Raw genomic sequence first — 20,232 nt, 5'->3', positions numbered from 1 at the left:
GTCTAGGACGAAGACCTATGCGCCGCGGCGGGCACTAGAAATACCGTGGAAAGCCGCTCCAATCCGGTGCGCGCTTTTCCAGGAAGGCGTCGCGGCCCTCCACGGCCTCGTCGGTCATGTATGCCAGCCGGGTGGCCTCCCCGGCGAACAGCTGCTGACCCACCAGCCCGTCATCGAGCAGGTTGAACGCGTACTTCAGCATTCGTTGCGCCTGCGGCGACTTCGCGTTGATGTCCGCCGCCCATTGCAGCCCCACCCGCTCCAGCTCGGCATGGTCGACGACCTCGTTCACCGCGCCCATGTGATGCATCTGCTCCGCCGTGTACGGCCGGCCCAGAAAGAAGATCTCCCGGGCGAATTTCTGGCCGACCTGGCGGGCCAGATACGCGCTGCCGTAGCCGCCGTCGAAGCTGCCCACGTCGGCGTCGGTCTGCTTGAAACGGGCATGCTGGCGGCTGGCCAGGGTGAGGTCGCAGACCACGTGCAGGCTGTGCCCGCCGCCGGCCGCCCAGCCGTTGACCAGACAGATAACGACCTTGGGCATGAACCTGATCAGCCGTTGCACCTCGAGGATGTGCAGCCGGCCCGCCCGCGCGATGTCAACGGTGTCTGCGGTGTCTCCGCTTGCGTACTGATAGCCACTGCGTCCCCGGATGCGTTGGTCCCCACCGGAGCAGAAGGCCCAGCCACCGTCTTTGGGGGACGGCCCGTTGCCGGTCAACAGCACCACGCCGACGTCGGGAGACATTCGCGCGTGGTCCAGCACGCGATATAGCTCGTCGACGGTGTGCGGCCGGAACGCGTTGCGCACTTCGGGACGATTGAACGCCACCCGGACGGTGGCGTCTTGGACGTAGCGGTGATAGGTGATGTCGGTCAGCTCGTCGAAACCGTTGACGAGTCTCCACACGCCAGCATCAAAGGGGTTGTCGCTCAAGGCTCTTGCACTCCATCCTGGTCAATCGTGAGGTTGCCGCAGCTGATCGTCTGTGCCGATGTGACTATCGAGTCTCTAGCGGAGTCGGCCGTCAGCGTGTCCGAGGGTCCGATGGTGGCCAGCGTCCCGTCCAGATCGACCTCGGTGCGCCGCACCGTGTCCGGGTCCGGCAGTGCCTGCAGTCCGACCAGCCGGCGACCGTCGCCCATGTTGCTGCAGCCGACACCGGTGCCGTGGCCGCGCAGATTCTGCAGATCGAAAAGGAAAGGGTGGCCCCGGCTGTCGACGGCGGCTTGTAGCCGGCAGGCGGCGTACACATACAGGTGCGCGGCCCGGCCGTCGCTGACGATCACCTGGTGACTGCCGTTTTCCTGCGCATCGATGGCCAACGCGCGCAGGGGGATCGGGCTGGCCGAGGCGATGTGGACATCGGTGCTGGCACCGCCGGCGGTGGTGATGCCAACGATTCGGATGGTGTCTCCGGTTCCGCTTTGAAAATCCCCGACCCACAACGTATCCGGCCGACCGTCGCCGTCCAGGTCACCGACCCGCCGTTCGTTCACGTCGGCCGGGGCGGGGGTGCCGCCCGGCGGGCATCCCGGTGCGGCCACCGCCCGCGGTGCGGACAACCCGATCGGGCTGGCCGCCAGCAGCATCGCCGCCAGCAGTAACGCGCGACCCATCGGCCTACACCGGCACCGTCAGTGCCACGGCGTCGACCACCACGGCGGCTTGATTCGCTCTCTCATGCAAGCCACAGTAGCCAGGCCCGAATCGGTCCGAGCCGGCCATTCAGCCCACAGCGCGGCCGGCGCCCTCCCAGAACCGTGCCCGGACGGCCTTCTTGTCCGGCTTGCCCAGCCCGGTCAATGGCAACGAGTCGACGACCACCACCTGCTTGGGCGATTGCACCGAGCCCTTGCGCTGCTTGACCGCGGCCTGGATCTCGGCGGTCATGGTCTCGATCGCGGCGTCATCGCGGGCCGCGTCGGCACGCAACACCACCACCGCGGTGACGGCCTCGCCCCACTTCTCATCCGGTGCCCCGACCACGCAGACCTGCGCGACCGCCGAGTGCTCGGCCACGACGTCCTCGACCTCACGGGGAAACACATTGAAGCCGCCGGTGACGATCATGTCCTTGACCCGGTCGACGATGAAATAGAAGCCGTCCTCGTCTTCGCGGGCCATGTCGCCGGTGTGCAGCCAGCCGTCTCGGAAAGTCTGCGCGGTGTCGTCCGGTTTGTTCCAGTAACCGCCGGCCAGTAGCGGCCCGCTGACACAGATCTCACCCGGCTCACCCTGCGGTACCGGCTTGCCGTCCTCACCCAGCAATGCCACCCGGGCGAACAGCGTCGGGCGTCCACAGGAGGTCAGCCGCTTCTCGTCGTGATCGGCCTTGGGCAGGTAGGTGATCACCATTGGCGCCTCGGATTGCCCGTAGTACTGCGCAAAGATGGGGCCGAACCGGTCGATCGCCTCGGCCAGCCGCACCGGGTTGATGGCCGAAGCGCCGTAGTAGACGGTCTCCAGCGAGGACAGATCGCGGGTGTGTGAATCCGGGTGGTCCATCAACGCGTACAGCATCGACGGCACCAGCATGGTTGCGGTGATGCGCTGTTCTTCGATGACCCTCAACACTTCACCCGGGTCGAACTTGGCCAGCACGATCATCTCGCCGCCCTTGACAACGGTGGGGGTGAAAAAAGCGGCCCCGGCATGCGACAGAGGTGTGCACATCAGGAACCACGGGTGCTCGGGCCATTCCCATTCGGCGAGCTGGATCGAGGTCATGGCGGTGATGTTGCCGGCAGTGCCAATCACTCCCTTGGGCTTGCCGGTGGTGCCGCCGGTGTAGGTCAGGCCGCCGATGTGGTTCGGCGGCAGGTCGGCGACGACCAGCGGCTTCGGCTGGTATTTGGCCGCTTCCGCGGACAGGTCGACCGCTCGGTCCTCGAGGGCTTCGGGTACCGGTCCGATGGTCAGGACCTGCTCGAGCGAGTCCACCTTTTCCAGCAGTCCCAGCGCCCGCTCGACGAACATCGGGTTGGGGTCGATGATCAGCGCGCTGGCCCCCGCGTCGGAGAGCACGTAGGCGTGATCGTCGAGCGAACCCAGCGGATGCAGCGCGGTACGGCGATAGCCGCGAGCCTGGCTGGCGCCGAGGATCATCAGCACCTCGGGGCGGTTGAGTGACAACAGGCCGACGGTGACCCCGGTGCCGGCGCCCAGTGCCTCGAACGCCTGGATGTACTGGCTGATCCGCTCGGCCAGCTGTCCACCGGTGAGCGTGGTGTCGCCCAGGAACAGCACCGGCCGGTTCTTGTGTCGCTTGAGCGCGCCCACCAGCAGGTGGCCGTTGTGAGTTGGATTGCGCAACAGATCGTCACTCATATGGCCAGACTAGAACGTGTTGCAATTCTGCTCAGCTGCGCCCTCGGGCCTGACCTTTTCCGGGCCCGAATCACTAGGATCGCTGTTCATGGCCGATGCAGATGTCGTCATTACCGGAACCGTGCTCACCGTCGACGACACCAGGCCCACCGCCGAGGCGATCGCCGTCACTGACGGCAGGATCGTCGCCGTCGGGGACCGATCCGAGGTCGCGGGCCTGATCGGGGAGGGCACCCGCACCATCGACTTGGGTTCGGGTTGTCTCATGCCGGGGTTCGTCGAGGCACACGGCCATCCGCTGATGGAAGCGATTGTGCTCTCGGGCCGGATCGTCGATATCCGGCCGGTCACCGTCCGCGACTCCGAACGCGTGGTGGCCGAGATCTGCCGCGAAGCCGGTGAGCGCGGGTCGGCCGGTGCCTACCTGATCGGCTGGGATCCGTTGCTGCAGCCGGGGCTGCCGGAACCGACGCTGGCCTGGCTCGACGACATCGCGCCGAACGGGCCGCTGGTGATCATCCACAACTCGGGTCACAAGGCCTACTTCAATACGCACGCTGCCTGGCTCAACGGCCTGACTCGCGACACCCCCGATCCCAAGGGAGCGAAATACGGCCGCGACGCCAACGGCGAACTCGACGGCACCGCCGAGGAAACCGGTGCGGTGCTGCCGCTGCTGGCCGGTGTGACCGATCCCAGCAACTATCCGGCGATGCTGCGCGCCGAGTGCGCCCGGCTCAACCGGGCCGGGCTGACCACGTGTTCGGAGATGGCGTTCGATCCAGGGTTTCGGCCGCTGGTCGAGCAGCTCCGCGATGAGTTGACGGTCCGGCTGCGCACTTACGAGATTTCCAACGCGCAGCTGTCCACCGAGGCCTCGCCGGGAGACGGCGACGACATGCTCCGGCAGGTGGGTATCAAGATCTGGGTGGATGGCTCGCCCTGGATCGGCAACATCGATCTGAGCTTTCCCTACCTGGACACCGCCGCCACCCGCACCATCGGTGTGACACCTGGTTCCTGCGGATGCGCCAACTACACCCGCGAACAGCTGGCCGAAATCGTGGGTGCCTACTTTCCCCTCGGTTGGCCGATCGCCTGCCACGTGCAGGGCGACGCCGGGGTCGACACCATCCTGGATGTCTATGAAGAGGCGCTGCGGAGCAACCCGCGTCCGGACCACCGATTGCGGCTAGAGCATGTCGGTGCCATCCGGCCCGAACAACTCCGCCGGGCCGCCGACCTCGGCGTCACCTGCAGCATTTTCGTCGACCAGATCCACTACTGGGGTGACGTCATCGTCGATGGGTTGTTCGGCCCCGAACGGGGGTCGCGGTGGATGCCCGCGGGTTCCGCGGTGGCCACCGGCATGCGCATCTCCTTGCACAACGACCCGCCGGTGACACCCGAGGAGCCGCTGCGCAACATCAGCGTGGCCGCCACCCGGGTCGCACCCAGCGGCAGGGTGCTGGCTCCCGAGGAGCGTTTGACGGTGGAGCAGGCGATCCGGGCGCAGACCATCGATGCCGCCTGGCAGATGTTCGCCGACGACATCATCGGCTCGCTGGAAGTCGGCAAGTACGCGGACATGGTGGTGCTCTCGGCGGATCCGCGGACGGTGCCGCCGGAGGAGATCGCCGACTTGGAGGTGCGAGCCACCTTCCTGGCGGGCCGCCAGGTCTATCGGAAGTGATACCCGGGCCGGCCACCCTGCCGGATCTACTGGACCGACTGCAGGTCGTGGCCCTACCGATGCGGGTTCGTTTTCGCGGCATCACCACCCGGGAAGTGGCATTGATCGAGGGGCCCTCGGGGTGGGGCGAATTCGGGGCGTTCCTCGAATACCAGCCCCCGGAAGCGGCCGCGTGGCTGGCATCGGCCATCGACGCCGCCTACGGCCAGCCGCCACCGGTGCGACGCGGGCGCATCCCCATCAACGCGACGGTGCCGGCGGTGCCCCCCGCCCAAGTCCCCGAGCTTTTGGCCCGGTTCCCCGGCGCCCGCACCGCCAAGGTGAAGGTCGCCGAGCCCGGACAGACGCTCGCCAGCGATGTCGAGCGGGTCAACGCCGTGCGCGCTCTGGTCCCGACCGTTCGGGTGGACGCCAACGGTGGCTGGAGCGTCGACCAAGCGGCGCAGGCCGCCGTTGCCCTGACGGCCGACGGCCCGCTCGAGTACCTCGAACAACCCTGCGCCACCGTCGGTGAACTCGCCGAGCTGCGCCGGCGCATCGAAGTGCCCATCGCCGCCGATGAGGCCATCCGCAAGGCCGAGGACCCGCTGGCGGTGGTGCGCGCGGGGGCTGCTGATGTCGCGGTGCTCAAGGTCGCCCCACTGGGCGGGGTCTGGGCGCTGCTGGACATCGCCGCGCAAATCGGCATCCCGGTGGTGATCTCCAGCGCGCTGGACTCGGCCGTCGGAATAGCGGCCGGGTTGAGCGCCGCCGCGGCCCTACCGCAACTGCAGCACGCCTGCGGATTGGGCACGGGCGGGCTTTTCGTCGAGGACGTGGCCGAGCCCGCCATCCCGGTCGACGGCGCGCTGGCCCCGCAGCGGGTGGCGCCGGACCCGGCCCGGCTGCGGGCGTTGGGCGCCGCGCCGGATCGGCGGCAGTGGTGGATCGACCGGATCAAGGCCTGCTACCCGCTGCTGTACCGTCGATCGGGTGATTAACCTCGCTTACGACGACAAAGGGACCGGTGAGCCGGTCCTTTTTATCGCCGGTCGCGGCGGTGCCGGACGCACCTGGCAGCCCCACCAAGTTCCGGCGTTCCTGGCGGCGGGATACCGATGCATCACCTTCGACAACCGTGGCATCGGTGCTACCGAGAACGCCGAGGGCTTTACCACGCAGACGATGGTCAACGACACCGCAGCGTTGATCGAATCCCTGGGCATCGGCCCGGTGCGCATCGTCGCGGTGTCGATGGGCTCATTCATCGCCCAGGAGCTGATGGTGGTGCGTCCCGAGCTGGTCAACTCCGCCGTATTGATGGCCACCCGCGGCCGCCTGGACCGTGCCCGCAAGTTCTTCCACGACGCCGAGGCGGAGTTGTACGACTCCGGCGCCAGGATGCCGTCGACCTACGATGTGAAAGATCGCCTGCTGGAGAACTTTTCCCGCAAGACGCTCAATGACGATGCGGCCGTTGGCGACTGGCTCGCGATGTTCTCCATGTGGCCGATCAAGCAGACCCCGGGCTTGCGCTGCCAACTCGACGCCGCGCCGCTGACCAACCGGTTGCCCGCCTACCGCAACATCGCCGCGCCGGTGCTGGTAATCGGCTTTTCCGACGACATCGTCACCCCGCCGTACCTGGGGCGCGAGGTCGCCGACAGCCTGCCGAACGGTCGCTATCTGCAGATACCCGACGCCGGGCATCTCGGGTTCTTCGAACGCCCCGAAGCCGTCAACACGGCCGCGCTGAAATTCTTTGCCGGCACCAGGGGCTGAGCGCCGCGGTAGCCGGTGCGGCTCGATAGCCGGCGCAGCGTTCGGCTGTGACACCCTGTACTGGTGAACCCTTCGACGACACAGGCCCGCGTTGTCGTTGACGAGTTGATCCGCGGTGGGGTTCGCGATGTGGTGCTGTGCCCCGGCTCGCGCAACGCGCCGCTGGCCTTCGCGTTGCAGGACGCCGACCGGTCCGGTCGCATTCGGCTGCACGTTCGCATCGACGAACGCACCGCCGGCTTCTTGGCCATCGGGCTGGCCGTCGGGGCGGGTGCGCCGGCGTGTGTGGCGATGACCTCCGGTACCGCGGTGGCCAATCTCGGCCCGGCGGTGGTGGAGACCAATTACGCCCGGGTGCCGCTGATCGTGCTCTCGGCGAACCGGCCCTACGAACTGCTGGGCACCGGGGCCAACCAGACCATGGAGCAACTGGGCTACTTCGGCACTCAAGTGCGTGCCACGATCAGCCTGGGTCTGGCCGAGGATGCGCACGAACGCCTGGACTCCCTCAACGCGTCGTGGCGATCGGCCACGTGCCGGGTGCTGGCGGCCGCCATGGGGTCGCGTACCGCCAACGCCGGCCCGGTGCACTTTGACATTCCGTTGCGGGAACCGCTGGTGCCCGACCCGGATCCCCACGGTGCGGTGACCCCGCCGGGACGCCCGGAGGGCCGGCCGTGGACCTACACCCCACCGGTCACCTTCGACCAACCGCTGGAAATCGACCTGTCCGCCGACACCGTCGTCATCGCCGGGCACGGCGCCGGTGTGCACCCCAACCTGGTGCAGCTACCCACCATCGCCGAGCCGACAGCACCGGCTGCGCCGTCCGGTGGCAACCCTTTGCACCCGTTGGCACTGCCGCTGCTGCGGCCCCGGCAGGTGATCATGCTGGGGCGCCCGACGCTGCACCGGCCGGTATCGGCCTTGCTGGCCGATCCCGAAGTGCCGGTCTTTGCGTTGACGACCGGGCCCCGCTGGCCGGATGTGTCGGGAAACTCGCAGGCCACCGGAACCCGGGCGATCGTCACGGGCACCCCGAACCCGTCGTGGCTGGACCGCTGCGCGCAGATGAACCGCCACGCGGTTGCGGCGGTACGCGAGCAGCTTGCCGCGCACCCGCTGACCACCGGCCTGCACGTCGCGGCGGCCGTTGCCGGCGCGCTTCGCCCCGGCGACCAGCTGGTGCTGGGCGCGTCCAACCCGGTGCGCGATGCGGCCCTGGTCGGCCTGGACACTGCGGGCCTGCGGGTGCGATCCAATCGAGGGGTCGCCGGTATCGACGGCACCGTGTCCACGGCCATCGGGGCCGCGCTGGGCTACGAACGCGATCATCACGGGCGCACCGTCGCGCTGATCGGTGATTTGACGTTCGTCCACGACAGCTCCGGCTTGTTGATCGGCCCTACCGAACCGACACCGCGGCAGCTGGCGATCGTGGTGTCCAACGACAATGGCGGCGGCATTTTTGAGCTGCTCGAGCAGGGGGATCCGCGGTTCTCCGATGTCTCGTCGCGGATCTTCGGCACCCCCCACGACGTCGACGTGGGCGCACTGTGCCGGGCCTACCACGTGGAGAACAGGCAGATCGAAGTGGACCAGTTGCCGGCCGCGCTGGACGAGCCGGGCAGCGGCCTGCGGGTGCTCGAGGTCAAGGCGGACCGCTCCTCGCTGCGGCAACTGCACGCCGCCATCAAGGCCGCGCTATGACCTCGCCCAAGAAGCTGCTGCGCATCCTGATCCACGGCACCACCGAAGAGATGCCGGACACGCCGGCCAGGACAGTGGTGCGCTGGATCCGGATCTCGGTGTTGATCCTCACCGGGTTGGTCACGCTGCAGTCGATATTGCTGGTGGCCGGCGCGTGGCGCAATGACCTGGCCATCGATCGCAACATGGGGGTCGCACAGGCCGAGGTGCTCAGCGCCGGGCCACGGCGCTCAACCATCGAATTCGTCACCCCCGACCGCGTGACCTACCGGCCCGAATTAGGTGTGCTGTACCCGTCTGAGCTGGCCACCGGTATGCGCATCTACGTCGAGTACAACAAGAGGGATCCCAATCTGGTGCGCGTGCAGCACCGCAACGCCGGGCTGGCGATCATCCCCGCCGGCTCCATCGCGGTGGTGGCCTGGTTGGTGGCGACTGTTGCGCTCGTCGGTCTGGCCCTGCTGGATAGGCGGCTGGACAAACGGCCGGACCAGCGGGCGGACACGATGTCCACGCCATAGGGCGTGCCGGCAGATTTCGCGCCCCGTATGCCCGGCGGCAACCTTGCCGACAGTCGACGCTGACACGGTGGTGGCGTGCGCGTTGCGATCGTCGCCGAGTCGTTCTTGCCCAACGTCAATGGTGTCAGCAACTCGGTGGTTCGGGTACTCGAGCATCTGCGCCGGACCGGTCACGAAGCCTTGGTCATCGCGCCCGACAATCCTCCCGGTGAGCCCAGGGCCGACCGGCTGCATGACGGCGTCCGAGTGCACCGGACGCCGGCGCGGATGTTCCCGAAAGTGACCACCCTGCCGCTGGGGGTGCCAACCCCGCGAATCCTGCGGGTCTTGCGGGGATTCGAACCTGACGTGGTGCACCTGGCCTCACCGGCGCTGCTCGGCTACGGCGCGCTGCGGGCGGCGCGACGTCTTGGCGTGCCCACCGTGGCGGTGTACCAAACCGATGTGCCGGGCTTCGCGGCCAGCTACGGCATCGCGGCAACCTCACGGGCGGCCTGGGCCTGGTTTCGCCACCTGCATGGCCTTGCCGACCGCACCCTGGCGCCGTCCACTTCGACCATGCAAACCCTGCTCGACCAGGGCTTCCCGCGGGTGCACCGATGGGCGCGGGGCGTCGATCTGATCAGGTTCGCGCCGTCGGCGCGAGACGAGTCGCTGCGCCGGCGATGGTCGGCGGACGGGCGGCCGATCGTCGGATTCGTGGGTCGGCTGGCGCCCGAGAAGCATGCCGAACGGCTCGCTGGGCTGGCGGCATCGGGCGCGGTCACGCTCGTGATCGTCGGCGCCGGAGTCGACCGGCGCAAACTCGAATTGGCTATGCCCACAGCGGTTTTCACCGGCGCCCTGTACGGTGACGAGCTCGCTGCGGCGTACGCCAGCATGGACGTCTTTGTGCACGCCGGTGAACACGAGACGTTCTGTCAGGTCGTGCAGGAAGCGCTGGCGTCGGGGCTGCCGGTGATCGCCCCCGACGCCGGCGGACCCCGCGACCTGGTTACCCCACAACGGACCGGCCTGCTGCTTCCCGTCGACGGGTTCGAGACGCAGTTGCCGGCCGCGGTCGCGCACCTGGTCCACGAACGCCAGCGCTATTCGCAGGCGGCCCGGCGCAGCGTGTTGGGCCGCAGCTGGTCGGTGATCTGTGACGAGTTGCTTGACCACTATGCGGAGGTGCTCGCACCGACCGGGCGGGCCCAAGACTGGTTGTGGCGAAGGCGGCGCGCCTAGCGCGTTGCGGTATCGACGATCGGCGTCTTCTTGATGTCGGTGAGGAACTTCGACAGGAGTCGGTTGAACTCGTGGAGTTCGGCCGCCGACCAGCCCGAGAGCGCTCGCGCCAAGTGATCCCTTCGCACCTCGTGCAGTGCCCCCGCGGCACGCCGGCCCTGCGGCGTCGCCTCGATCACCGACACCCGCCCGTCGTTGGGATCGGTGTGCCGGGTGACCAGCCCGGCCTCGACCAGGGCTCGCGCCCGGCGGGTGGCCATCCCGGCATCCATGTGCGCCAACCTGGCCAGTCGACTCAACGGCAATGGGCCCTCGTCGATCAGGACGCGAAGCAGAACATAGGAAGGCTGCGACAGCTCGGTGTTGGCCGCCGATGCCTGACCGGCGAACGCCGATCGACTGATGCTGAGCCGGACGATTTGGGCGAGGGTGGCACTGATGGCGGCAACCGCCGTCAGCTTGCGTGCAGACGCCACATTCGCCCCGGTCTGGCCAGCGCGCACCCGCCGGTAGTGAAGACCCGCATGAACGCGACAGTATCGGCAACTACTTGACATAGTCAATAAAGTATAGATAGCTGGACCGCGACATCCGGCCACCGAAATTGGCTTGCGCGCAGGAGTGTTCATGCTGGGAACGGGTTTCTATTTCGACTGGCCCAACTACCGCACGATGCTGCGGCTGTTGCGCCGCGACCCGCCCGCCGCGGCGCGTTGGCGGCGCTTCTTCGGGTTCGCGGTCGCGGTGCCGGCCATCGCCGCGATCCACGCGGTGTGCTTCGCGCTCGATCCCATCCTGTTCGGGTCATTGCGCCGCACCCAAGTGGTGGCACCGGTGTTCTGTATCGGGCACGCCCGCAGCGGCACCACCTATCTGCATCGGCTGATGGCCAATGACCCCCAGTTCAGCTACGCGATGATGTACGAGCTGTTCTTTCCGTCGTTGTTGGAGAAACGCTTGCTGCGCCTGCTTTTTCGGGTCGATGCCGCGGTATTCGGAAAGCGTCTGCGGCACCGGCTCGACGAGATCGAAAAGCGTCGCTTCGCCCCGACCGGCGACATGCACAAGACCGGGTTCTTCGTTCCGGAAGAGGACGACGCGTTTTTGACTTGGTCACTGTGCTCAGGGTTCTGGATCCTGATGTTCCCGTTCATGGGCGAACTCGATTTCTACCATGTCGATCGCTGGCCGCAACGCAAGCGGCGACGGGCGATGGCCTTCTACAAGGGGTGCGTCCGGCGCCAGATCGCGGTCAATGGTGGCGGTACGCACTTGAGTAAGAACCCCACCTTCTGCGGTCGGGTCGAAGCGCTGATCGAGACCTTTCCGGACGCCAGGTTTATTGTGCCCCTGCGCAATCCGGATGAGACGATTCCGAGCCTGCTGAAGTTGTTGCAGACCGAATGGGGCCTGCGCGGCCGCGATCAGCGCTTGGTCGAGAAGTCGCTGCGGGTGCTGGCCGAGCAATCGTTGGATTCCTACCAGCATCCACTCGACGTCTTGGCCCGACATCGCGAGGTTCGTTCGGTCCTGGTGGATTACCGCGAACTGATCGCCCAACCGGAGGTCACCATGCGCCGGATCTACCGGCAGTTGGAACTCGACATGGGGCCGGCGGCCGCCGAGGCGTTCGCGGCGGCCGCCTCGGGCAGCGGGCACGAATCAACCCACCGCTACAGCTTGGAGGAATTCGGACTGGACTCCCGCGAGATTCACACCCGGCTGGCCGACTTGTTCGATGAATACCACTGGGACACAGAGGCAGCGGCAAGAACAGAAGGAACAGACGCGCATGTCCGCTGAAACAAGCCAAGCCAGCCTGCACGCGGCCTGGACCGACATGATCGACGCGCTGACCCGGGCGCGCGATGCCGTGGACTCCGCCGAATTGCATGCTCCTCCGGTCACCGCCGCCGGCCTCGCGGACGGATACGGATACCTGCTGGGATTTGTTTTCAGTGGCATCGAACGCGCCTTCGGCGAGAATCCCGACTTCCCGTATTTTCGGCGTGCCATCCAACCGCTGGACAAGGCGACCATCGACAACGCCGACGCCTTATACCTGTCGGCGCCGATCGACGGCGCGCAGAGTTATCGGGTAACCGGCCGGTTCGTCGGCCCAAAGCCTCCGCAATACCTCATCTTTGAGGCACACACCGACTATGCCGGAGACACCGGCGGCCTTGCCGAGCTCATGCCGGGCGGACGCGTGGTAACCGGGGCGCTGGACACCGCCGATCTCGCCGTCGGCGAGGATGGCCGATTCGAGATCCTGCTGGGCCCGCGCCGGCCCGGCGAGCACACCGGCAACTTCATTGCCACCCGCACCCCAGACGGGACCGCCACCGCGCGTTTTCTGATCGCCCGCATACTGTTTCACGACTGGGAACACGAGATGTCGCCCGATCTGCACATCGTCCAGATCGGCAAGCAGGGAGCCCAGCCCGAGCCGGCCGATCCCGCCGTCGTGGCCCAGAACATGCGTCGCCTCGGCACGATCGTCGAGAACCAGATGCGGTTCTGGAACGAGTTTTACGACGTGGTCCTCGAGGCGCACGGTGACAAGAACGGCGATGGGTTCACGCTGATGCCCCGTAACTCACTCAATGAGCCTGCGCTGGCCAACCTTGCCATGGGTGGCGGCCAGAGCACCAACGTCTACTGCGGCGGGGTCTATGACCTGCGCGCCGACGACGCGCTGCTGGTCGAGGTCGTCGTTCCGGTACCGCCGGCCTACATGGGATTTCATCTGTCCAACCTGTGGGGCGAATCCCTGGATTACGCCAACCACGCGTGCAGTCTCAACGGATTTCAGTCCGAACCCGATGCCGACGCGAGGATCCGCTACGTCATCGCCGACACCGACCCCGGCGTGCCCAACTGGCTCGACACCGCCGGGCGCCTGGACGGATTCCTGACCCTGCGGTGGACGTACTGCGACCCGCCGTCCGAATTGCCCAAGGCCAGCGCCGTAAAGGTGCCCCTGGCCAGCGTGCGTCAGCACCTGCCCGCGGACACCCGCACCGTGTCCGTCGAGGAAAGGCGCCGGCAGATCAGCGTCCGCCAGGAGCACGTCCAGCGCCGATACCGCCAGTATTGACGCGACGCTGTCGGGTAGCGTCTCCGAGGTGAGTCGCGCGGCCCTGGACAAAGACCCCCGAGACGTCGCGTCGATGTTCGACGGCGTCGCTCGTCGTTACGACCTGACCAACACCGTGCTGTCGCTGGGGCAGGACCGATATTGGCGGCGGGCCACCCGATCGGCGTTGCGCATCGGTCCGGGTGACAAGGTGCTGGATCTGGCCGCGGGGACTGCGGTATCCACGGTGGAGCTGGCGAAGTCCGGGGCCTGGTGCGTGGCGGCTGACTTCTCGGTTGGGATGCTCGCCGCGGGCCATGAACGCAAGGTGTGCAAGGTTGCCGGTGATGCCACCCGGCTGCCGTTTGCCGACGATGTCTTCGACGCGGTGACCATCAGCTTCGGGCTGCGCAACGTGGTCGATTTCTCCGCCGCACTGCGCGAGATGGCGCGCGTGACCCGGCCCGGGGGACGGCTGGTGGTGTGTGAATTCTCCACGCCCGTCAGTGCGTTGTTCGCCACGGTCTACAAGGAGTATCTGATGCGGGCGCTGCCGCGGGTGGCGCGCGCGGTGTCCAGCAATCCCGAGGCCTACGTATACCTGGCCGAGTCGATCCGGGCGTGGCCGGACCAGGCGGCGTTGGCCCAGCAGATGTGGCGGGCCGGCTGGTCGGCGGTGCGCTGGCGCAACCTCACCGGCGGAATCGTGGCATTGCACGCCGGGTACAAGCCCCAGCCGGTCTAAACGACCCGGCCAATAGACCTAAGCGCCGACCCGCTGCAGGACCCCGACATGCGCGGGGCAGTAGTGGTCGATCGCCGCGCCCAGGAACTGAAACGCCTGGCCCTGGGTGGTGCCACGGGGCAGGTTGCGCTGCAAGAAAGTCGCCGACTTGTACGCGTCGCCGTCAACGCCCCGGTCCATTCGCTCGCAGCTGATCTTGGCCAGCCAGGCGTTGTAGTCCTGCGGGCCGTAAATCCCGAAGCTGTGCAGCGTGTTGTTGAAAGGGGCGTCGTAGTCGTCAGCCTGCGCCGGCGCCGCCAGTCCGACGGCAGCTACCGCAGTCGCGGCGATTGTGGCCAGCCTTCTACCCTTCATTAGCTGGACTATACACCGCATGGGGTGTGCCATCAGCCCAAATGGGCTGAGAGCAACCACGCACCGACGGACTTGCGGCCCTCGGGTTCGTCGCGAGCGTCGAAGGCGGGCATCCCGGATACTTCCGGCGGGAGATTGGCGTGAATGCGGGCCGGCCGGATCTCGTCGATCACCCAGTGCTTGGACACCGCGTTACGCAACTCTTCTTCGGTGACGCCATTGATCGGGCCGTCGCCGGAAAGCGCGGCCTTGTCGAAGACCAGCACAAAGTAGGACGCGCCCGGGGCGGCCGCCCGTACGATCGAACGCTGGTAACCCTCGCGGAGTTCGACCGGCATGGAGTGAAACAGCGTGCTGTCCATGATGGTGTTGAACCGCCCCGCCGACTCCGGCGGATAGCTGGCGAAATCGGTGATGTCGGCCACCGCGAAGCTGGCGTTGGTCAGGCCGCGGCGCGCGGCCTCGCGCCCGGCCAGCTCGACGGCGGTGGGGGACATGTCCAAGCCGACCACCGGGTGGCCCCGTCCTGCCAGCGCCAATGCGAGGGCGGCCTCCCCGCAACCCGCGTCGAGCACCTCGCCATGGACCTTGCCCTGCTCGATCAGGGTGGCGAGTTCGGGCTGGGGTTCGCCCAGGCTCCACGGGGGCCTGATGCCCGCGCCGAACTCTGCGGATTCGCCGCGATAGGCGGTTTCGAATTGCAAATCCAATGATTCAGTCATGCCTCTTGTATATCAACGAGCCTGATACATGTCAATGAAATTGATATAGGGCCTCAGTGGAACGGCGGGCGACGATCGATCAGCCGTGATGCCCGTCCGCCGCCGCGCCACAGCCGTGCCACCCAATCGCTGTCCTCCTCGGTGACCAGGTTGGCCATCACCCGCACGGCGACCTTCATCAGTGCCGTCGAGCGCATCGCCACCGGTCCGGTGGTGGGCAGGAACCGTTGGTAGGTCAGCAGCAGCGCCAGCCTGCGTGCGACCGAGAACCCACGACCGTAGTGCGCCTGCAGTAGCGACGGCCACAGCTGCGACAGGTCGGGGGAATCCAGGAGTTCGGCGGCAAGCCGCCCGGTCTCGAGGCCGTAGTCGATGCCCTCCCCGTTGAGTGGGTTGACGCACGCTGCGGCGTCACCGATGAGCATCCAGTTCGGCCCGGCCACCCCCGACACCGCGCCGCCCATGGGCAGCAACGCCGAGGCGACCGCACGGGGCTGGCCGGTAAAGCCCCATTCGTCCCGGCGCAGGTCGGTGTAGTACGACATCAGCGGTCGTAACGCCAGGTCCGCCGGCCGTTTGGTGGTCGACAGCGCTCCCACCCCGATGTTCACCTCGCCGTTGCCCAGCGGGAAGATCCAGCCGTAGCCGGGCAGCACCGCTCCGTCTGGCGAGCGCAGTTCCAGATGGGAGGTCAGCCACGGATCCTCGCTGCGGGCAGTGGTCAGGTATCCCCGTGCGGCGACGCCGTAGACGGTCTCCTGATGCCAGCGGCGGCCCAGCTTGCGCCCCAGGGACGACCGTGCGCCGTCGGCGACGATCAATTGTCGGCAGGCTACCTCGGTCCGATCGGCCAGCGTCAGCGATACCACTCGCCTTGACGAGTCATGATGGGCCGCGACGGCTTTTGTGCCGAGCAGCATGCGGGCCCCGGACTCCTCGGCGACCTTGCGGATCCGATCGTCGAGTTCGAGCCGGGCCACCGCGCTGCTGTACGCCGGAAAAGACGGGCCGGGCCAGCCGATTTCCACCTCGCCGCCGAATCCGCTCATGCGCAGACCCCGGTGCTGAATACGGCCGGCCAGCCATTCGCCGAGGCCCAGCTGCTGCAGCTCGGCGATCGCGCGCGGGGTCAGCCCGTCGCCGCAGGCCTTGTCGCGGGGGAAACCGGCGGAGTCGATGACAAGTACATCCCGGCCCGCTCGGGCGGCCCAGGCGGCCGCCGCCGACCCGGCCGGTCCGGCGCCCACGACCACCAGGTCGGCGCCAAGGGCTCTGGGAACTCTGGTTTCCACGCTCCCCAGTATGTTGGTCGGATGAGAACCTCGGCGACGGTGGTGGCGGGCGTTGACGTCGGCGATGCTGAATTCGCCACGACGGTGCGAGATGGTGTCGCCAGTATCGAGCGGCTGATGGACGCTGAGTTGCGCGGTGCCGACGAGGTGATGACCGATTCGCTGCTACACCTGTTCCTGGCCGGTGGTAAGCGGTTCCGTCCACTGTTTACCGTCTTGTCGGCTCAGGTCGGGCCGAACCCGGGTGCCGACGAAGTCGTGATCGCCGGAGCCGTCATCGAGATGATTCATCTCGCGACGCTCTACCACGACGATGTGATGGACGAGGCGCAAGTACGTCGCGGAGCGCCCAGCGCCAATGCGCGCTGGGGCAACAACGTCGCCATCCTGGCCGGTGACTATCTGCTGGCGACGGCGTCGCGGTTGGTGTCGCGGCTGGGGCCGGATGCCGTGCGGATCGTCGCCGATACGTTCGCCCAGCTGGTGACCGGTCAGATGCGTGAGACCCGGGGCGCGCCCGAGGGCGTGGACATGATCGAGCAATACCTGAAGGTGGTTCACGAAAAGACCGGCTGCCTGATCGGGGCCGCCGGCCGGTTCGGTGGCATGTTTTCTGGCGCCGACGGCGAACAAGTGGAGCGACTGAACCGTCTCGGCGGCATCGTCGGCACCGCGTTCCAGATCGCCGACGACATCATCGACATCGACAGCGATACCGAACAGTCGGGGAAGCTACCGGGCACCGACCTGCGTGAGGGGGTGCGCACGCTGCCCATGCTCTACGCCCTGCGCCAGACCGGCTCCGACGGCGCCCGGCTGCGCACATTGCTGGCGGGTCCGATCCGCGACGATGCCGAGGTGTTCGAGGCCCTCGCGCTGTTGCGGGCGTCGCCGGGTATGGGCCAGGCCAAAGAGGTCCTGGAGCAATATGCCGCTCGGGCACGTCACGAGTTGGATTTGCTGCCCGACGTCCCGGGCCGCCAGGCGCTGGCCGCGTTGGTCGACTACACGGTCAACCGGCACGGGTAGAGCGCGGCGTTTCGGAACCCCGAGGGCCGTTTCGGGCGTTAAATCAGCTGTAATAACCAAGTTGCCGTGTTCGTGGGAGGACACACACCGATGACCTGGCATCCGCATGCCAACAGGCTGAAGACTTTCCTGCTGCTGGTCGGCATGTCCGCCATGATCGTGTTCTTTGGTGCGCTGTTCGGCAGGACGGCCCTGATCCTGGCGGTGCTGTTCGCCGTCGGGATGAACGTCTATGTCTACTTCAACAGCGACAAGCTGGCCCTGCGGGCCATGCATGCGCAGCCGGTTTCGGAGCTGCAGGCTCCGGCCATGTACCGGATAGTGCGTGAGCTGGCCGCCAGCGCCCACCAGCCGATGCCGCGGCTGTACATCAGTGACACCGCCGCACCCAACGCCTTCGCCACCGGGCGCAACCCGCGCAACGCCGCGGTGTGCTGCACCACGGGCATCCTGGCGCTGCTCAACGAGCGGGAATTGCGTGCCGTGCTGGGCCACGAGCTGTCACACGTCTACAACCGCGACATCCTGATTTCCTGTATCGCCGGAGCGCTGGCGTCGGTGATCACCGCGCTGGCCAACATGGCCATGTGGGCCGGCATGTTCGGTGGTAACCGAGACGGCCAGAACCCGTTCGCCCTGCTGCTGGTTTCGTTGCTGGGCCCGATCGCGGCGACGGTGGTGCGGATGGCGGTGTCGCGTTCGCGCGAATATCAGGCCGACGAATCGGGTGCGGTCTTGACCGGTGACCCGTTGGCGTTGGCGTCGGCACTGCGCAAGATCTCCGGTGGCGTGCAACTGGCTCCACTGCCGCCCGAGCCGCAGCTGGCCAGCCAGGCGCACTTGATGATCGCCAATCCGTTCCGTGCCGGTGAGCGGATCGGATCGCTGTTCTCGACGCATCCGCCGATCGAGGACCGGATCCGGCGTTTGGAGCAAATGGCCCGCGGATAGCGGGGTTCGGCCGGCCGCCGTCAGGCGGCGGCTTCGGACTTTTCGTCGTGGACCAACTGTGTGCCGTCGTTGGCGAAATGACCTCTGCGCAGGGCGCCATCGATGCGAACCTTCCCGCCGGTGGCGTGATGGCGTCGCTGCCAGTCGGTGATCGCCTGGTGCGCGGCGTGGTCGAGGTAGTTGACCGCGATATGAAGAGTGACCGTCGCGCTGTCAGGCACCGAGGCCAGCACCCGGGTCAGTCGGGGTAGGGACAGGAAGGTGCAGGCGCCCTCGACGACCACCCGCCATTCGCCGTCGATTTGGTGTGCTTCGACCTTGGCCCGCAGCACTCGCCACCCCGTCATCGCGATGGCCAGGGCCAGCCTGATCATCACGCCGTGCAGCAGATTCAGGAAGACCACCGCGACAATCGTCACCAGGTAGATGGCGAAGTCGCCGGTCTTGACCGCGGTTTCGATGTGTGCGGGCTGCAGTAGCTGAATACCGATGACGATCAGCAGTCCCGCGAGCGCAGCGCTGGGGATTTGTTCGATCAAACCCGCAAAGGGGAGTGCGAACAGCAGGACCCAGAAACCGTGCAGGATTGTCGACGCCCGAGTTTTGGCACCCGCCTTGATGTTTGCCGCGCTGCGGACGATGACACCGGCGATGGGGAGGCCGCCGATTGCCCCCGACACGACGTTGGATGCGCCCTGGCCGATCAATTCACGGTTGAGTTCGGTGGTTGGGCCGCTGTGCATTCTGTCGGTTGCCACCGCTGTCAACAGGCTCTGGACGTTGGTGATGAGCGTGACGGTGATGATGCCGATCACGATGGCGCCCCAGTTTCCGAGCGGAATTGCGGGCAGCTGCAGTGCATCCACGACCGAGCCCTCGAGAGTGATGCGGGACACATGGAACGGAAACACCACCGAGACAACGGTTACCACCACGATGGCGACCAGCGGGCCGGGAACGGGAGCCACCTTGGCCGGAGCCCAGCGCCAAGCGGCCATGATCGCGATGACCAGCAGCCCCAGGATCACTCCGGGCCGGTGCGCGCCGACAATCTGTGCGGGCAGCTCGACCACGTTGGCCCAGGCCGTGCTATGTGATTCGCCACCGAGCAACACGTGCGTCTGTTGCAGCGCGATGGTGATCCCGATACCGGCCAGCATGGCGTGCACCACCACTGGCGAGATCGCAAGGGCGGCTCGCGCGACCCGGCTGAACCCCAATAGGATCTGCATCAGCCCGGCGACCGCCGTGATGAAACAAGTGATTCCCCATCCGAATTCGGCGATGAGGTCGGCGACCACGACCGCCAGGCCGGCGGCGGGCCCGCTGACCTGCAGCGGAGATCCCCCCAGTGCGCCACCGATGATCCCGCCCACCACGGCCGCGATCAACCCGGCGAGCACCGGAGCATCCGAGGCAATGGCGATGCCCAATGACAACGGCAGTGCTACCAGGAAAACAACCAGCGAGGCTGGCAAGTCGTGCCTGATGACTGATCGCACCCGGTCGGGTCGCGATATCTGCGATACCCGCGACAACCGCGATGTTGTTGGGGGTTCCGGGGTGCCCGGGTGCTGAGCGTGATCAAGACCTTGTTTATCGAGCTGTTCGATGTGTGGCATCGGCCGATCCCCTCGTTGGGCCTTAGCGGGGGATGTTGCGATATCCCGCCCCACATGCTGTAACGGACTCGTAACGTGTTCGCGCACTAGCAAATACGAATGGCCGAACTCCGCCGAACTTCATTGTGTCAGTCTGCTATGCGTCCGATCATCCGAGGCTATTGAGCGGGCCAAGCGACGGCAACCTGGTTCGCC

At 66.9% G+C, this 20,232-nt stretch carries 19 protein-coding genes; 11 read left to right on the top strand and 8 right to left on the bottom strand.

Annotated features, from left to right (window positions below; all coding sequences use genetic code 11):
- Positions 1-34: 34 nt before the first annotated feature.
- The 3 genes from MMSP_RS23810 to fadD8 all read right to left on the bottom strand — a co-directional run bounded on the left by MMSP_RS23810 (position 35) and on the right by fadD8 (position 3,331).
- Entirely contained in the window at positions 35-937 is a 903-nt protein-coding gene (locus MMSP_RS23810; protein WP_015354513.1) for a 1,4-dihydroxy-2-naphthoyl-CoA synthase, read from the bottom strand.
- Positions 934-1,620, bottom strand: coding sequence for a hypothetical protein (locus MMSP_RS23805; protein WP_020788665.1), 687 nt, complete (start codon positions 1,618-1,620; stop codon positions 934-936). The genes MMSP_RS23810 and MMSP_RS23805 overlap by 4 nt, the downstream gene beginning before the upstream one ends.
- A 109-nt stretch (positions 1,621-1,729) precedes the next feature.
- The gene (gene fadD8 / locus MMSP_RS23800) at positions 1,730-3,331 is read right to left on the bottom strand and encodes a fatty-acid--CoA ligase FadD8 (RefSeq protein ID WP_015354515.1); all 1,602 of its coding nucleotides are present in this window, start codon (positions 3,329-3,331) and stop codon (positions 1,730-1,732) included.
- An 88-nt stretch (positions 3,332-3,419) separates the two neighbouring features.
- On the opposite strand from fadD8, the gene MMSP_RS23795 reads away from it, so the two are divergent.
- The 6 genes from MMSP_RS23795 (at position 3,420) to MMSP_RS23770 (ending at position 10,243) form a co-directional block, all read left to right on the top strand.
- Positions 3,420-5,024, top strand: coding sequence for an amidohydrolase (locus tag MMSP_RS23795; RefSeq protein WP_012392822.1), 1,605 nt, complete (start codon positions 3,420-3,422; stop codon positions 5,022-5,024).
- Complete coding sequence (locus MMSP_RS23790) at positions 5,021-6,004, top strand: o-succinylbenzoate synthase (RefSeq protein WP_020788664.1); 984 nt, start codon at positions 5,021-5,023, stop codon at positions 6,002-6,004. The genes MMSP_RS23795 and MMSP_RS23790 overlap by 4 nt, the downstream gene beginning before the upstream one ends.
- Positions 5,997-6,785 (top strand): alpha/beta fold hydrolase, encoded by a 789-nt coding sequence (locus MMSP_RS23785; protein WP_012392824.1) that lies wholly within the window; start codon positions 5,997-5,999, stop codon positions 6,783-6,785. The genes MMSP_RS23790 and MMSP_RS23785 overlap by 8 nt, the downstream gene beginning before the upstream one ends.
- A gap of 63 nt (positions 6,786-6,848) precedes the next feature.
- Positions 6,849-8,495 carry a 2-succinyl-5-enolpyruvyl-6-hydroxy-3-cyclohexene-1-carboxylic-acid synthase gene (gene menD / locus MMSP_RS23780; protein ID WP_020788663.1) on the top strand — a complete coding sequence of 549 codons (1,647 nt, stop codon included), beginning with the start codon at positions 6,849-6,851 and terminating at the stop codon, positions 8,493-8,495.
- The gene (locus MMSP_RS23775) at positions 8,492-9,016 is read left to right on the top strand and encodes a DUF3592 domain-containing protein (RefSeq protein ID WP_012392826.1); all 525 of its coding nucleotides are present in this window, start codon (positions 8,492-8,494) and stop codon (positions 9,014-9,016) included. Before menD ends, MMSP_RS23775 begins: the two co-directional genes overlap by 4 nt.
- Positions 9,017-9,091: 75 nt before the next feature.
- Positions 9,092-10,243: a glycosyltransferase family 1 protein gene (locus MMSP_RS23770; RefSeq protein WP_020788662.1), complete on the top strand. Its 1,152-nt coding sequence runs from the start codon at positions 9,092-9,094 to the stop codon at positions 10,241-10,243.
- Here MMSP_RS23770 and MMSP_RS23765 read toward each other — a convergent pair.
- Entirely contained in the window at positions 10,240-10,746 is a 507-nt protein-coding gene (locus MMSP_RS23765) for a MarR family winged helix-turn-helix transcriptional regulator (RefSeq protein ID WP_020788661.1), read from the bottom strand. The two genes, MMSP_RS23770 and MMSP_RS23765, sit on opposite strands and share 4 nt — an antisense overlap.
- Before the next feature lie 124 nt (positions 10,747-10,870).
- On the opposite strand from MMSP_RS23765, the gene MMSP_RS23760 reads away from it, so the two are divergent.
- The 3 genes from MMSP_RS23760 to MMSP_RS23750 are packed head-to-tail and all read left to right on the top strand — an operon-like array spanning position 10,871 to position 14,067.
- Positions 10,871-12,046, top strand: a complete 1,176-nt coding sequence (locus MMSP_RS23760) for a sulfotransferase (protein WP_036427514.1) — start codon at positions 10,871-10,873, stop codon at positions 12,044-12,046.
- A complete protein-coding gene (locus tag MMSP_RS23755; protein WP_020788659.1) occupies positions 12,036-13,343 on the top strand; it encodes a hypothetical protein in 1,308 nt (435 codons plus the stop codon). Before MMSP_RS23760 ends, MMSP_RS23755 begins: the two co-directional genes overlap by 11 nt.
- A 28-nt stretch (positions 13,344-13,371) precedes the next feature.
- Positions 13,372-14,067: a demethylmenaquinone methyltransferase gene (locus tag MMSP_RS23750; RefSeq protein WP_020788658.1), complete on the top strand. Its 696-nt coding sequence runs from the start codon at positions 13,372-13,374 to the stop codon at positions 14,065-14,067.
- A gap of 18 nt (positions 14,068-14,085) precedes the next feature.
- On the opposite strand, the gene MMSP_RS23745 is transcribed toward MMSP_RS23750, so the two are convergent.
- The 3 genes from MMSP_RS23745 to menJ are packed head-to-tail and all read right to left on the bottom strand — an operon-like array spanning position 14,086 to position 16,435.
- Positions 14,086-14,421: a DUF732 domain-containing protein gene (locus MMSP_RS23745; protein WP_011738950.1), complete on the bottom strand. Its 336-nt coding sequence runs from the start codon at positions 14,419-14,421 to the stop codon at positions 14,086-14,088.
- A 32-nt stretch (positions 14,422-14,453) separates the two neighbouring features.
- Positions 14,454-15,143 (bottom strand): methyltransferase domain-containing protein, encoded by a 690-nt coding sequence (locus MMSP_RS23740; RefSeq protein WP_020788657.1) that lies wholly within the window; start codon positions 15,141-15,143, stop codon positions 14,454-14,456.
- Between the two features lie 53 nt (positions 15,144-15,196).
- Positions 15,197-16,435 (bottom strand): menaquinone reductase, encoded by a 1,239-nt coding sequence (gene menJ, locus MMSP_RS23735; protein ID WP_012392833.1) that lies wholly within the window; start codon positions 16,433-16,435, stop codon positions 15,197-15,199.
- Between the two features lie 21 nt (positions 16,436-16,456).
- On the opposite strand from menJ, the gene grcC1 reads away from it, so the two are divergent.
- Together grcC1 and htpX are read left to right on the top strand one after the other, a co-directional pair.
- A complete protein-coding gene (gene grcC1, locus MMSP_RS23730; protein WP_036426920.1) occupies positions 16,457-17,464 on the top strand; it encodes a nonaprenyl/(2E,6E)-farnesyl/geranylgeranyl diphosphat synthase in 1,008 nt (335 codons plus the stop codon).
- Between the two features lie 90 nt (positions 17,465-17,554).
- A complete protein-coding gene (htpX, locus tag MMSP_RS23725) occupies positions 17,555-18,415 on the top strand; it encodes a zinc metalloprotease HtpX (protein ID WP_020788655.1) in 861 nt (286 codons plus the stop codon).
- Positions 18,416-18,435: 20 nt separating this feature from the next.
- Here htpX and MMSP_RS23720 read toward each other — a convergent pair whose 3' ends face one another.
- Positions 18,436-20,037, bottom strand: coding sequence for a SulP family inorganic anion transporter (locus MMSP_RS23720; protein WP_086084901.1), 1,602 nt, complete (start codon positions 20,035-20,037; stop codon positions 18,436-18,438).
- Between the last annotated feature and the right edge of the window lie 195 nt (positions 20,038-20,232).

Origin of the sequence: Mycobacterium sp. 012931, assembly GCF_000419295.1 — a bacterium.
In the GTDB taxonomy this organism is placed as follows: Bacteria; Actinomycetota; Actinomycetes; order Mycobacteriales; family Mycobacteriaceae; genus Mycobacterium; species Mycobacterium marinum.
Note: the sequence above shows the minus strand (reverse complement) of the source record. Positions and strands in the feature narration are given on the sequence as shown.